The sequence below is a fragment of the Rhizobium sp. YIM 134829 genome (genome assembly GCF_046546455.1).
This window is the reverse complement of the sequence record NZ_JBKHKI010000002.1, coordinates 298956-312195: the sequence shown is the minus strand read 5'-3', so window position 1 is coordinate 312195 and position 13240 is coordinate 298956. Positions and strand designations below refer to the sequence as shown.

General features: G+C 64.3%; 9 protein-coding genes. 7 read left to right on the top strand and 2 right to left on the bottom strand.

Annotated elements, in window-relative coordinates; translation table 11 throughout:
- Nucleotides 1-61 precede the first annotated feature (61 nt).
- Complete coding sequence (locus ACLE20_RS06385) at nt 62-1183, top strand: branched-chain amino acid ABC transporter substrate-binding protein (RefSeq protein WP_410939417.1); 1122 nt, start codon at nt 62-64, stop codon at nt 1181-1183.
- 338 nt (nt 1184-1521) lie between these two features.
- Here the strand turns inward: ACLE20_RS06385 and ACLE20_RS06380 are convergent, their stop codons facing one another.
- On the bottom strand, nt 1522-2457 hold the full coding sequence (locus ACLE20_RS06380; RefSeq protein ID WP_410939416.1) for a response regulator: 936 nt from the start codon (nt 2455-2457) through the stop codon (nt 1522-1524).
- A 72-nt stretch (nt 2458-2529) separates the two neighbouring features.
- Nucleotides 2530-5922, bottom strand: coding sequence for an ATP-binding protein (locus ACLE20_RS06375; protein ID WP_410939415.1), 3393 nt, complete (start codon nt 5920-5922; stop codon nt 2530-2532).
- Nucleotides 5923-6096: 174 nt separating this feature from the next.
- On the opposite strand from ACLE20_RS06375, the gene ACLE20_RS06370 reads away from it, so the two are divergent.
- The 6 genes from ACLE20_RS06370 to urtE all read left to right on the top strand — a co-directional run bounded on the left by ACLE20_RS06370 (nt 6097) and on the right by urtE (nt 13191).
- Nucleotides 6097-6753 carry a GntR family transcriptional regulator gene (locus ACLE20_RS06370; RefSeq protein ID WP_410939522.1) on the top strand — a complete coding sequence of 219 codons (657 nt, stop codon included), beginning with the start codon at nt 6097-6099 and terminating at the stop codon, nt 6751-6753.
- A 141-nt stretch (nt 6754-6894) separates the two neighbouring features.
- Entirely contained in the window at nt 6895-8181 is a 1287-nt protein-coding gene (urtA, locus tag ACLE20_RS06365; RefSeq protein ID WP_410939414.1) for an urea ABC transporter substrate-binding protein, read from the top strand.
- Nucleotides 8182-8555: 374 nt separating this feature from the next.
- Entirely contained in the window at nt 8556-10196 is a 1641-nt protein-coding gene (gene urtB / locus ACLE20_RS06360; protein ID WP_410939413.1) for an urea ABC transporter permease subunit UrtB, read from the top strand.
- Nucleotides 10196-11389 (top strand): urea ABC transporter permease subunit UrtC, encoded by a 1194-nt coding sequence (gene urtC, locus ACLE20_RS06355; protein ID WP_410939412.1) that lies wholly within the window; start codon nt 10196-10198, stop codon nt 11387-11389. The genes urtB and urtC overlap by 1 nt, the downstream gene beginning before the upstream one ends.
- Before the next feature lie 5 nt (nt 11390-11394).
- Nucleotides 11395-12147, top strand: a complete 753-nt coding sequence (gene urtD / locus ACLE20_RS06350; protein ID WP_410939411.1) for an urea ABC transporter ATP-binding protein UrtD — start codon at nt 11395-11397, stop codon at nt 12145-12147.
- A 348-nt stretch (nt 12148-12495) separates the two neighbouring features.
- Nucleotides 12496-13191: an urea ABC transporter ATP-binding subunit UrtE gene (urtE, locus tag ACLE20_RS06345; protein WP_410939410.1), complete on the top strand. Its 696-nt coding sequence runs from the start codon at nt 12496-12498 to the stop codon at nt 13189-13191.
- Nucleotides 13192-13240 lie beyond the last annotated feature (49 nt).

Genomic DNA, 13240 nt, shown 5'->3' with positions numbered 1-13240 from the left:
AATCATGGTGGGTGTTGCGACCGGTCAGAGACAATCTCACCTCTAGATCGGGAGTAATTTTATGAAGAAATCTCTTCTCTCTGCCGTTGCGCTGACTGCGATGGTGGCCTTTGGCGGTACGGCCTGGGCTGACGTCGTCATCGGCGTGGGCGGCCCGCTGACCGGCCCGAACGCTGCCTTTGGCGCACAGCTGCAGAAGGGTGCCGAACAGGCTGCGGCCGACATCAACGCTGCCGGCGGCATCAATGGCGAGCAGATCAAGATCGTGCTCGGCGATGACGTCTCAGATCCGAAGCAGGGCATCTCGGTCGCCAACAAGTTCGTTGCCGACGGCGTCAAGTATGTGGTCGGTCACTTCAACTCGGGCGTTTCCATCCCGGCATCGGAAGTCTATGCCGAAAACGGCATCCTGGAAGTGACCCCCGCCGCCACCAACCCGGTCTTCACCGAGCGTGGCCTGTGGAACACCTTCCGCACCTGCGGCCGTGACGACCAGCAGGGTGGCGTGGCCGGCAAGTATCTGGCCGACAAGTTCAAGGACTCCAAGATCGCCATCATCGACGACAAGACCCCCTACGGCCAGGGCCTTGCTGAAGAAACCAAGAAGGCTGCAAACGCTGCCGGCGTCACCGAAGTCGTCCGCGAGTCGGTCAATGTCGGCGACAAGGATTTTTCGGCCCTCATCGCCAAGATGAAGGAAGCCGGCGTCTCGATCATCTATTGGGGCGGCCTGCACACCGAAGCCGGTCTCATCATCCGCCAGGCGAAGGACCAGGGCCTGAAGGCCACCCTCGTCTCGGGTGACGGCATCGTCTCGAACGAGCTTGCTTCCATCGCCGGCGACGCCGTCGAAGGCACGCTCAACACCTTCGGCCCCGATCCGACGCTGCGCCCGGAAAACAAGGAGCTGGTCGAGAAGTTCAAGGCTGCCGGCTTCAACCCGGAAGCCTACACGCTCTACTCCTATGCCGCCGTTCAGGTCATCGCCGAAGGCATCAAGGCCGCCGGTTCGGCCGACGACGCCGAAGCCGTTGGCAAGACGCTGAAGGAAAAGGGCCCGTTCAAGACTGCCCTCGGCGACCTCGCCTTCGACGAAAAGGGCGACCCCAAGCTGCCCGGCTACGTCATGTACGAGTGGAAGAAGGGCACGGACGGCAAGTACAGCTACTTCCAGCAGGACTAAGATTGGCTCGCCCGAGAGGGCAAACCCGATCTCGCGGAGCCCGGCCTTGCGCCGGGCTCCTTGCGTTTGGGGGAGGGCGACTTAAGGGAGGGTTTTCAGCGTGACGACTGCTATTCCAGCCGTGTCTCTCGGGCAAATTAACATTTTTCCACCAACATTGTTCACTTTCTGTTTCGTTCATGTTAGAAATGTCGAATAAGAAGGGTGCTTGATGACGACGGCCGGAGAGAAGTTCGCAGCGTTCCGCGACCTGCACGCTCAGGAGGGAACGTTCCTGATACCGAATGCTTGGGATGCTGGCTAAAAGAAGGTTCGGCGCAACAATGGGTCTGACTTTATCACCCCTGCCGCAACACATCCGCCGCCTTCACCGCCGCAGACGCCCGGTTCTCCACGCCCAGTTTGACGTAGATCGTCTCTAGGTGCTTGTTCACCGTGCGGGCGGAGAGGCCGAGGATGTCGGCGATGTCGCGGTTGGCCTTGCCGCGGGCGATCCAGAGCAGGACCTCGGATTCGCGCACCGTCAGCTGGAAGGTGGCGCGCAGCGTGTCCTCGTCGCTCGTCTGGCGGAGTGCTGTGAGGCGGAAGAGGAATTCGTCCTGGCCGATCGCGCCGAGAAAGGCGAGCTGAAGGACGCCCGTTCCGTCCGCCTCGATGACCAGCGGTGAGGGAGGGTCGGTCCGCCGGGTCTCTCCGGTTGCCCTGCTCTCGCCCGCCCGCTGCTCCATGAACTGGGCGATGGTCGAGGCAAGCTGCTGGAAGCCGGTTTCGGCGCCGAGTGCGGTTTCCACCAGCCGCGTCGCCTGCGGCGTCGACCAGCGCAAGGCGCCGTCGCGGCCGACGGCCAGAAGATGCCGGCCGGTGGCATCCAGCGCCACATGGGCGGAGCGGGCCGAGCGTGCATTGGCGAGATGGACGCGGATGCGCGCCCGCAGCTCGTCAATATTGATCGGCTTGGTCAGATAATCGACCCCGCCGGACTCCAGTGCCCGCACCACATGCTCGGTCTCGGTCAAGCCGGTCATGAAGATCACCGGCACGACCGCGGCCGCGCCATGGGCCTTCAACCGGCGGCAGGTCTCGAAGCCGTCCATGCCGGGCATCACCGCGTCCATCAGCACCATGTCGGGGGTGATCCGGTCGACGACGTTCAGCGCCGCCTGTCCGGAGGTGGCAATCAGCACGGAATAGCCGGATTGCTCCAGCGCATCGGTGAGAAAACCGAGCGCCTCCGGGCTGTCATCGACGATGAGGACGATGTCGCGCGCCGTCATCGGCCGCCCTCGAGCGCGGGGGAGCTGCGGCGCGGGTAGCCGGGCGGCAGGCGGCGGGGCAGGGGGCGCGCGTCACTCACCGGCCGTCTCCTTCGTCTCCGTCATGCCCTTGAGGAAGGCGGTGTAGCCGGCCATGTCGAAGGCCTGCACATAGGCACCGAGTGTTTCGGCAAAGGGTTTGAAGGTGTCGTCGCGGGCAAGCTCCGCCAGCTTCGCTTCTATGCCGCGCACATAGCCGATCTCGCCCAGGCTGACCAGTTCCTCCAGATGCAGGCGCGAGGGCGCGCGCAGCGGTGCCGTCGCGGGCTCCGGCGTCTGGCGAAGGGGTGTCGGCGCCTCATAGGTCCAGTCGAGCTTCAGGTGGATGGCGAGCTTGTTCAGCAGCTGACGGACATCGACGGGCTTGGCCAGCGTGTCGTCATGGCCGGTATGGGCGCTCGCCGCGCTGCCATCGCCGATATTGGCGGAGAGCATGATGATCGGCGCGCCCTGGCCGGCGTCACGCAGTCTGGTCACCAGCTGCCACCCGCTCATCCCGGGCATGGTAATGTCGACGAGGAAGAGATCCGGCTGAATGCCTTCGATCAGCGTCAGGCAGTCCGGCCCGTCCACCGCTGTCAGCACGACGAAATCGAGCGGCATCAGCACCTCGCGCATCAGCTCGCGATGATCCTGATTGTCGTCGACGACGACGATGGTGCGCCGCGGTCCGGCATAACCGGTCGCCTTGCGCAGAGCGGGCGCGGCGAGGGCCGCCGGCCGGCGAACGGCGGAGAGCATCAGCCGCACGCGGAAGGTCGAGCCGCGGCCGCGCTCGCTCTCCACCGCGATCTCGCCGCCCAGCGTCTCCGTGAGCAGCCGGGTGATGGTGAGCCCGAGGCCAAGCCCTGGCATGCGCTGAATGTGCTCGGCCTCGCCGCGCTGGAAGGGCTCGAAGATCCGCGGCAGATCGGCTTCGGAAATCCCGCGGCCGGTGTCGGCGATGGTGAAGGTCGCGACCTGGCTGCGATAGCCGACCTCGAAGCGCACCGTGCCTTCGTCGGTGAATTTGATGGCGTTGGAAAGCAGATTGACGAGGATCTGGCGCAGCCGCTTCTCGTCCGTTCGCACGAAGGTCGGCAGGCTCGGCGCGCGCTCATGGGCGAAGATCAGGCCCTTGGCCTGGGCCTGCGGGCTCACCATGTCGATGATCTGGTCGAGGAAATCGCCGATCTTGATCTCGTTCGAATAGACCTGGAGCCGCCCGGCCTCGATCTTGGAAATGTCGAGCAGCCCGTCGATCAGGCCGGAGAGATGGTCGGCACTGCGGCGGATGACGCGGATCGCCGATTGCCGCGGCGCCGGGATCGTCTCGTCGCGCTCGAGGATCTGGGCATAGCCGAGAACGGCGTTGAGCGGCGTACGCAGCTCATGGCTGAGGCCGACGACATAGCGGCTCTTGGCGCGGTTGGCGGCCTCGGCCGTCTCCTTGGCATATTGCAGGGCTGCGTCGGTTTTCTTGTGGGCGGCGATCTCCTTCAGCAGCAGCGTGTTCTGGCGCGAAGATTCCTCCTCCGCCACCAACCGGCTGTCATGGGCGAGCACATAGAACCAGCAGACGATGCCGGCGACGACCGAAAAGACGAAGAAGACGATGGCGATCGTCGCATTGATCACCTCGGCCGCTTGCGGCGAGGCTTCGCCGGTCTGGTAAGCGATCATGGCGAGGATTGCGCCGAGGGCAGAGACCGATAGTGCGACGGCGATCGCATAGCGGCCGAGCCTGCTGGACAGCGTCTCGATCGCCCGTTCGGGCAGCACCGCGCGCGCCACCGTCGCCGCCTGGGCATGAAAGCGGGCATGCGGCTTGCAGATGTCGTGGCAGCGGCTGTCGAGCGAGCAGCAGAGCGAGCAGATCGGCGCGGCATAGGCAGGGCACCAGGCCATGTCCTCCGGCTCGAAGGGATGTTCGCAGATCGAGCAGGTGAGCGTCCCGCGCCCCTGCCAGTTCGCCCGCGGTTTGCGGGCAAGGTAGAACCGGCCCTTGGTCGCGTAGGCGATCAGCGGTGAAATCAGGAAGGCCACCAACGTCAGATAGGTGGCCAGCGACGCGGCGAGCGGCCCGAACAGGCCGAAATGAGCCGAAAGCGCCAGCCCTGCCGAAAGGATCATCGCTCCGAGGCCGACCGGGTTCACGTCATAAAGATGGGCGCGCTTGAATTCGATGCCGGGCGGGGAGAGGCCGAGCGGCTTGTTGACGACGAGATCGGCCGAGAGCGTCGCGAGCCAGGACATGGCGATGATCGAGAAGATGCCGAGCGTCGCCTCCAGCAGCCGGTAGATGCCGAGCTCCATCAGCAGAAGTGCGATCGCCACGTTGAAGACCAGCCAGACCACCCGGCCGGGATGGCTGTGGGTGAGGCGGGAAAAGAAGTTCGACCAGGCGAGCGAGCCCGCATAGGCGTTCATCACGTTGATCTTCAGCTGCGAGACGACCACGAAGGCCGCCATCAGCAGGAGGGCCGCCGTCTCCTGCGGGATCATGTAGCCGAAGGCCGTCAGATACATATAAGCGGGGTCGGCCGCCTGGTGCGACGGCACGCCGGTAGAAAGCGTCAGCACGGCGAGGAAGGAGCCGGCCAGGAGCTTCGGGACACCGACCACCACCCAGCCGGGGCCGGCGAGGAAGACCGCAAGCCGATGGCGCAGGCGGTCAAGCCCGCTGGCCGGCAGGAAGCGCAGGAAGTCTACCTGTTCGCCGATCTGCGGCATCAGCGCCAGGATGACCGCCGAGGCGGCACCGAACTCGACGAGGTTGAAGGGTGCGGCGCCACCGACTTGGGCATTGGAATGATCGATGCCGGCGAAGGCGCGCCAGAGGTCGAACTTCTCCCAGTCGAGCGCTGCGATGAACAGGAAGGGCAGGATATTGAGGACGATCCAGAAGGGCTGGGTGATGAGCTGGAAGCGCGAGATCAGCCTGACGCCATAGACCACCAGCGGGATGACCACGACCGAGCTGATGATATAGCCGATCCAGAGCGGCAGGCCGAAGGCGAGCTCCAGCGCCGCCGTCATGATCGAGGCCTCGATCGCAAACAGCATGAAGGTGAAGCTCGCATAGATCAGCGAGGTGATGGTCGAGCCGATATAGCCGAAGCTCGCGCCACGGGTCAGAAGGTCGATATCGACGCCATGGCGGATCGCATAGCGGCTGATCGGCCAGCCGACGACGAGCATGATCACCGCGGCGGCGAGGATGGCGAAGACCGCATTGGTCGTGCCGTAGGAGAGCGTGATCGTGCCGCCGATCGCCTCCAGCGCCAGGAAGGAAATCGCGCCGATGGCCGTCTGCGAAATGCGGCTGGCGGAGAAGCGCCGGGCGCTCTTGGCGGTAAAGCGCAGCGCATAGTCTTCCAGCGTCTGATTGGCCACCCAGCGATTATAATCGCGACGGACAGGAATGATGCGCTGGCGGGCTGTCATCGGGGCGGAGGTGATCCTTGCAAGCGCGATGCGGGGAGGCGCCGGGGAGGGCGCCGACAACTTTGAGCGCTCGCGCCGGCTCTGTCCAGTGCGCTGCGGAAAATGCTGGGACTGGCGCAGTTTCCGCATGGTCCGCCGCTGGATTTCGATGGAGCCGCCCGCTATCAGGAGAAGATGAGGGACGCGCTCAAACATCGAACCCTGTCGGGTGCCCTGCTGGACGATCTCAGGCAGGCCATTCTGTCGGGGGTCTATTCCCCGGGGACACAGCTGCGCCAGGACATGCTGGCGGCGACCTACAATGTCAGCCGCATCCCCATCCGCGAGGTGCTGTTCCAGCTGGAAGCCGAAGGTCTGGTCCGCATCGTGCCGCAAAAGGGTGCGGTGGTGGCGCCGCTGTCGCTCTCGGAGATCCACGATGTCTTCGACCTCCGCGCCATTCTCGAGCCGCGGCTGCTGGCGGCCTCGGCGCCGCATCTGGCGGCGGAGGATTTTGACCGGCTGGACGCTCTGCAGGCGCAGTTCGTCGCGGCGACCTCGGCCGGCGACAAGACGCAATATGGGACGCTGAATGCCGCGCTGCATCAGGCCTTCTACCGCCATGCCGACCTGCCGCGCACGACGCAGACCGTTGCCTCGCTGCTGCAGATCAGCGATCGCTACACGCGTCTTCAGCTGTCGACGCCGGAGGCGATGGCGCGCGCCGTGAGCGAACATGCCGCCCTGATCGCGCTCTGCCGCGAAGGCCGGTTCGACGCGGCCGCGGCGGCGCTGAAGGACCATGTCGAGCAGGTGCGCGCCGACCTCCTGGCCGTGCTCGAACTCGGCTGATCCGGCGCCTCTTCGCGCGTCCGCCTTTCCCCCCATCGCCTACGTCAATTGACGTATTCGCTTCGCCGAACCCCTGTCGGATAGTCCGCCTGCGACCGACGGCCTCCCAGAGCGGTCGCCACGAACGAGAGGGGTTCACCAATGAATTTCAAAGCCAATATTCTCAGCGCATTCCTCGCCGGTGCGCTCGCCACCACCGCCTTTTCCGCTGCCCGCGCCGAAGACACGATCAAGGTCGGCGTCCTGCACTCGCTCTCGGGCACGATGGCGATTTCGGAAACGACGCTGAAAGACGCCATGCTGATGCTCATCGACGAGCAGAACAAGAAGGGCGGTCTGCTCGGCAAGAAGCTCGAGGCCGTCGTCGTCGACCCGGCCTCCGACTGGCCGCTGTTCGCCGAAAAGGCTCGCGAGCTGATCTCGGTCGACAAGGTCGCCGCCGTCTTCGGTTGCTGGACCTCCTCGTCGCGCAAGTCCGTCCTGCCGGTCTTCGAAGAGCTGAACTCGCTGCTCTTCTACCCCGTGCAGTATGAAGGCGAAGAGTCCTCGCGCAATATCATCTACACCGGTGCCGCGCCGAACCAGCAGGCGATCCCCGCCGTCGACTATCTGATTGCCAATGAAGGTGTCGAGCGCTTCGTTCTCGAAGGCACGGACTATGTCTATCCGCGCACGACCAACAAGATCCTGGAAGCCTATCTGATCTCCAAGGGCATTCCGAAGGAAGACATCATCATCAACTACACCCCCTTCGGCTTCTCCGACTGGCAGACCGAAGTGGCGAAGATCAAGGAATTCGGCTCGGCCGGCAAGAAGACCGCCGTCGTCTCCACCATCAACGGCGACGCCAACGTTCCCTTCTACAAGGAACTCGGCAACCAGGGCATCAAGGCGACCGACATCCCGGTCGTGGCCTTCTCGGTCGGCGAGGAAGAGCTGGCCGGTCTCGACACCGCGCCGCTGGTCGGCCATCTGGCTGCCTGGAACTACTTCGAGTCGGTCGATGCGCCGGTCAATGCCGAGTTCATCAAGACCTGGCACGCCTTCACCAAGAACGACAAGCGCGTGACCAACGACCCGATGGAAGCCGCCTATATCGGCTTCAACGCCTGGGTGAAGGCCGTCGAGGCCGCCGGCACGACCGAAACCGACGCCGTTCTCGACAGCATCATCGGCACCTCGGTTCCGAACCTGTCGGGCGGCTATTCCACCGTCATGCCGAACCACCACATCACCAAGCCGGTGCTGATCGGGGAAATCCAGGCCGATGGTCAGTTCGAGATCGTCCAGCAGACCGCACAGGTCGTCGGCGACGAATGGTCCGACTATCTGCCAGACTCCAAGGACCTGATCTCCGACTGGCGCAAGCCGATGTCCTGCGGCAACTTCAACGTTGCAACGGGCAAGTGCGGCGGCAAGGGTTCCTGATCCTTCCCGCATCGAGCAACCGTTTTCATGACGCAAGCCTAAGGGGCGGCCGGTCCGGCCGCTCCCACCATGACATTCGCCAAAGTCAGACCCCTTCGCTTCCGCCCTCCCACCACCTGGGCGGAAGCGCTTTTCCGAGGGCTGCGCAACGGCGAGCGTCGGATGGCACGGTTTATGCAACGTCGATAGTCCGCACTCCGGTTGCCAGCGGTGTTGACGATGGATGCAACTTCTCGCGCCAACTCCGCGAAAATCTTGCGGAAAAACAATGCAGCATCGGCTGATCGGCCGGCGCCCTGATCTTCACCTGCCCAAGCGTTCGGGCCCCTTTGCCTTCGAGCCCCCACTGCCTTCGAGCTGGAGAGCCGCACGCCATGATCTCACTCTCTTCCCGCCGCCAAGTCCCGTCAGCACTCCTCCGCCTGGGCCGAAGCCTGGTCCTGCTCGTCGCGCTGTCGATCGGCCTGCTCGCTACCGGCGCGATGGCGCAGGAAGGGTTGAAGCCGCTGGTGTATAGCCTCGGCGCAACCGGCTTCCCCCAGCGCGTCGAGGCGGTCAAGGCGCTGGCCGCGAGCGGCGACCCAGCAGTGCCGGATATCCTGAACAAGCTCAGCGATGGAAAGCTCTATGCACCGAAGTCCGGCGGCGCGGTCTATGTCGTCGATGGCGATAGCGTGACGGATCCGCTGACCGGCGCGGCTGTCGAAGGCGTCCCGGCGGCGAGCCTCACCCGCCTTAAACTCAACAATGCCCTGCGCGGCGCAATCGGCGAGGCGATGAGCCAGCTGACCCTGCTCAGCCCCGACCGCACCCAGCGCCTGGCTGCCGCCCGCGATATCCTCGCCAGCGGCAAGGCCGACAATCTGGCCCTGCTCGACGGCGCGCTCGCCAAGGAACAGGATGCCGAGATCAAGGCCGTGATGGAGCAGGCCCGCGCCGTCATCATGCTTAAGACCGATGTCAGCATCGAGGAGAAGCGCAAGGCGATCGAGAACGTCGCCGCCCGCGGCAATCGCGATGCGCTGACGCTGCTCACCGCCGCGCTTTCCGCCTCGCCGCCGGATCTCGTGCCGCTGATCGAGCGGGAGATCGCATCGATCGAGACCAAGCTCGCCTTTTGGGATGTGGCGCAGAACATCTGGTACGGTCTGTCGCTCGGCTCCGTCCTGCTGCTCGCCGCCATCGGACTTGCCATCACCTTCGGCGTCATGGGCGTCATCAACATGGCGCATGGCGAGATGGTCATGCTCGGCGCCTATACGACCTATGTGGTGCAGCAGGCGCTCGCGACCTATGCGCCGAGCCTCTCCAACATCTCCCTGGTCTTCGCGGTGCCGGCCGCCTTCCTCTTCACCGGCCTCGTCGGCATTGCCATCGAACGCGGCATCATCCGCTGGCTCTATGGCCGTCCGCTGGAAACCCTGCTTGCCACCTGGGGCCTGTCGCTGATCCTGCAGCAGACGATCCGCACCATTTTCGGGCCCACCAACCGGCAGGTGGACAATCCGAGCTGGATGTCCGGCGCTTTCGACTTCGGCGCCATGTCCATCACCTATAACCGGCTGTGGATTATCGTCTTCTCGCTCGTCACCTTCCTGGCGCTCCTGACCCTGCTCAAGCGCTCCAAGCTCGGCCTGCAGATGCGCGCCGTCACCCAGAACCGCCGCATGGCCTCCTCCATGGGCATCCGTACGCCGATGGTCGATGCCATGACCTTCGGGCTCGGCTCCGGCATTGCCGGCATTGCCGGCGTGGCGCTCAGCCAGATCGACAATGTCTCCCCCAATCTCGGGCAGAACTACATCATCGACAGCTTCATGGTCGTGGTGTTCGGTGGCGTCGGCAACCTCTGGGGCACCTTCGTCGGCGCACTGTCGCTCGGCATCGCCAACAAGTTTCTGGAGCCCTATGCCGGCGCCGTGCTCGGCAAGATCCTCATCCTTGTCCTCATCATCCTGTTCATCCAGCGGCGGCCGCGGGGCCTGTTCGCGCTCAAGGGAAGGGCGATCGAATAATGTTCACCACCCGCTTCATCACGGCGCATGAGACGAAGACGGTCGTCATCGCCGGTCTCATCCTCTTGATCGCCTTCGCCGTTCCGGCTGCCAACCTGCTTCTCGACCCCGCCAATCCCCTGCATGTGCCCGATCATCTGGTGCCACTGCTCGGCAAATATCTCTCCTATGCGCTGCTGGCGCTGGCCCTCGATCTGGTGTGGGGCTATTGCGGCATCCTCTCGCTCGGCCATGGCGCCTTCTTCGCGCTCGGCGGCTATGCCATGGGCATGTATCTGATGCGCCAGATCGGCGCGCGCGGTGTCTATGCCAATCCGCTCCTGCCCGATTTCATGGTCTTCCTGAACTGGAAGGAGCTGCCCTGGTACTGGTACGGCTTCAATTCCTTCCCCTTCGCGGCGCTGATGGTGCTGCTGGTCCCCGGCCTTCTCGCCTTCGTCTTCGGCTGGTTCGCCTTCCGCTCCCGCGTCACCGGCGTCTATCTGTCGATCATCACCCAGGCCATGACCTATGCGCTGCTGCTCGCCTTCTTCCGAAACGAGATGGGCTTTGGCGGCAATAACGGCCTCACCGACTTCAAGGATATTCTCGGCTACAACATCCAGGCTTCCGGCACACGCGCCACGCTCTTTGCCGCCACTGCCATCGCGCTCGCGCTGGCGCTGCTGCTCGCCTCGGCCATCACCCGCTCCAAATATGGCAAGGTGCTGGTCGGCGTGCGCGATGCGGAAAGCCGTACCCGCTTCCTCGGGTATCGGGTCGAGAATGTGAAGCTCTTCATCTTCACCGTCTCGGCCATGATGGCGGGCATTGCCGGCGCGCTTTATGTCCCTCAAGTCGGCATCATCAATCCCGGCGAATTTGCGCCAGCCAATTCGATCGAAGTGGTCATCTGGACCGCGGTCGGCGGGCGCGGCACGCTGATCGGGCCAATCATCGGGGCGGTGCTCGTCAATTTCGGCAAGAGCATCTTCACCGCTGCCTTCCCGGAATTCTGGCTCTTCGCGCTCGGCGCCCTGTTCATCGCCACCACGCTCTTCCTGCCCAAGGGCATCGTCGGCACCATTCAGCAGGGTTTCGCGACGCGCCGCTCCTATCGCGAGGCCGCCGCCGCCGAGAAGGGCCGGGTCGAAGCCGCTGCGCGGCCGGCTGAAACGCCCGGTCTCACCCCCCAAGCCCACGCCGCCGAGTGAGCACCATGGACCAGAAGATCACCAACTCCATCCTCTATCTCGACAATGTCTCCGTCTCCTTCGATGGCTTCAAGGCGCTGAATTCGCTCTCCTTCGTCGTCGCACCCGGCGAACTGCGCGCCATCATCGGCCCAAACGGGGCCGGCAAGACGACAATGATGGACATCATCACCGGCAAAACCCGACCGGACAGCGGCACGGTCTATTTCGACGGGCAAGTGGACCTCACCAAGCGCGACGAGGCCGACATTGCCCAGCTCGGCATCGGCCGCAAGTTCCAGAAGCCCACCGTCTTCGAAAGCCACACCGTGTGGGACAATCTCGAGCTGGCTCTCAACCGCAAACGCGGTGTCTTTGCCACTCTGTTCTATACGCTGAGCGCCGCCGACAAGGCGCGCATCGAGGAGATCCTCGAAACCGTGCGCATGAGTGACAAGCGCGACCGACTGGCCGGCAGCCTGTCGCATGGGCAGAAGCAATGGCTGGAAATCGGCATGCTGCTTGCGCAGGAGCCGAAGCTGCTTTTGGTCGACGAACCGGTCGCCGGCATGACCGATGCGGAGACGGCGGAAACGGCGATCCTGCTCAAGGAGATCGCCAAGACCCGCTCGGTCGTCGTCGTCGAGCACGACATGGGCTTCATCCGCGACCTTGGCGTCAAGGTCACTTGCCTGGCGGAAGGCTCGGTGCTCGCCGAAGGCTCCATCGACTTCGTCTCGAACGACGCCAAGGTCATCGAAAACTATCTGGGGCGGTGAGGCGATGCATTACAATGTTTCGATGTTCGCGGTTCAGAGCGTGGTGGTGAGTGGGGCGCTGCCGCCGTCGGCGCCAGGGCGAGGCGGTGTCCGCCGCGAAGACCCCCTCTGCCTGCCGGCATCTCCCCCACAAGGGGGGAGACCGCTGGGCGCACGCTCTTCAGTCCACTTTGAAGAGGGTCCTTGGCAGAGCGAGGCGGCTGCCGCGAGTCCTCTCCCCCCTTGTGGGGGAGATGCCGGCAGGCAGAGCGGGACTTCTCCGCACGCTCAACAGCGAGCCGCGACGCACATCCAAGCGCGGCATCCAGCCCTCCCGAGATCCACCCCCTTCCTCCCGACAGGTGCCCCATGCTGACCGTCGACAAGATCAATCTTCACTATGGCGCTGCTCAGGCGCTGCGCGGCGTGTCGATCGAGGCGCCGATGGGCAAGATCACCTGCGTGCTCGGGCGCAACGGCGTCGGCAAGACCAGCCTGCTGCGCGCCATTACCGGTCAGCAAGCAACCAGCGCCGGCGAGGTGCGGTTCAACGGCGTCGCGCTGAACGGGCTCGCGCCCTATAACCGCGCCAAGCTCGGCGTCGGCTTCGTGCCGCAGGGGCGGGAGGTCTTTCCGCTGCTGACGGTGAAGGAGAATCTCGAAACCGGCTATGCGCCCGTGCCGCGCAAGGATCGCTTCATCCCCGAGGAAATCTTCACGCTCTTCCCGATCCTCAAATCGATGCTCGGCCGGCGAGGCGGCGACCTCTCGGGCGGTCAGCAGCAGCAGCTGGCGATCGGCCGGGCCATGGTGACGCGGCCGAAGATCCTGGTTCTCGACGAACCGACCGAGGGGATCCAGCCTTCGATCATCAAGGATATCGGCCGGGCGATCCAATATCTCCGCGACAGCACCGGAATGGCAATTCTGCTGGTGGAACAATATCTTGATTTCTGCCGCGAGCTGGCCGACCATGTTTATATCATGGACCGGGGAGAGATCGTGCATGAAGGGCCCGCCGAAACGCTGGACACGCAGGACGCCCGCCGGCACCTCACCGTTTGATCGAAGCCTGCATGCCCCCCGCCACTCTGCTTGCTCCTGCGCCACAAAG

Excerpts from the sequence above, each read along its gene's own strand:
- urtC (WP_410939412.1), top strand. The coding sequence starts at position 10,196 with ATGTTCACCACCCGCTTCATCACGGCGCATGAGACGAAGACGGTCGTC.
- urtA (WP_410939414.1), top strand. The coding sequence starts at position 6,895 with ATGAATTTCAAAGCCAATATTCTCAGCGCATTCCTCGCCGGTGCGCTC.
- urtB (WP_410939413.1), top strand. The coding sequence starts at position 8,556 with ATGATCTCACTCTCTTCCCGCCGCCAAGTCCCGTCAGCACTCCTCCGC.
- urtD (WP_410939411.1), top strand. The coding sequence starts at position 11,395 with ATGGACCAGAAGATCACCAACTCCATCCTCTATCTCGACAATGTCTCC.
- ACLE20_RS06370 (WP_410939522.1), top strand. The coding sequence starts at position 6,097 with ATGAGGGACGCGCTCAAACATCGAACCCTGTCGGGTGCCCTGCTGGAC.
- ACLE20_RS06380 (WP_410939416.1), bottom strand. The coding sequence starts at position 2,457 with ATGACGGCGCGCGACATCGTCCTCATCGTCGATGACAGCCCGGAGGCG.
- ACLE20_RS06375 (WP_410939415.1), bottom strand. The coding sequence starts at position 5,922 with ATGACAGCCCGCCAGCGCATCATTCCTGTCCGTCGCGATTATAATCGC.
- urtE (WP_410939410.1), top strand. The coding sequence starts at position 12,496 with ATGCTGACCGTCGACAAGATCAATCTTCACTATGGCGCTGCTCAGGCG.
- ACLE20_RS06385 (WP_410939417.1), top strand. The coding sequence starts at position 62 with ATGAAGAAATCTCTTCTCTCTGCCGTTGCGCTGACTGCGATGGTGGCC.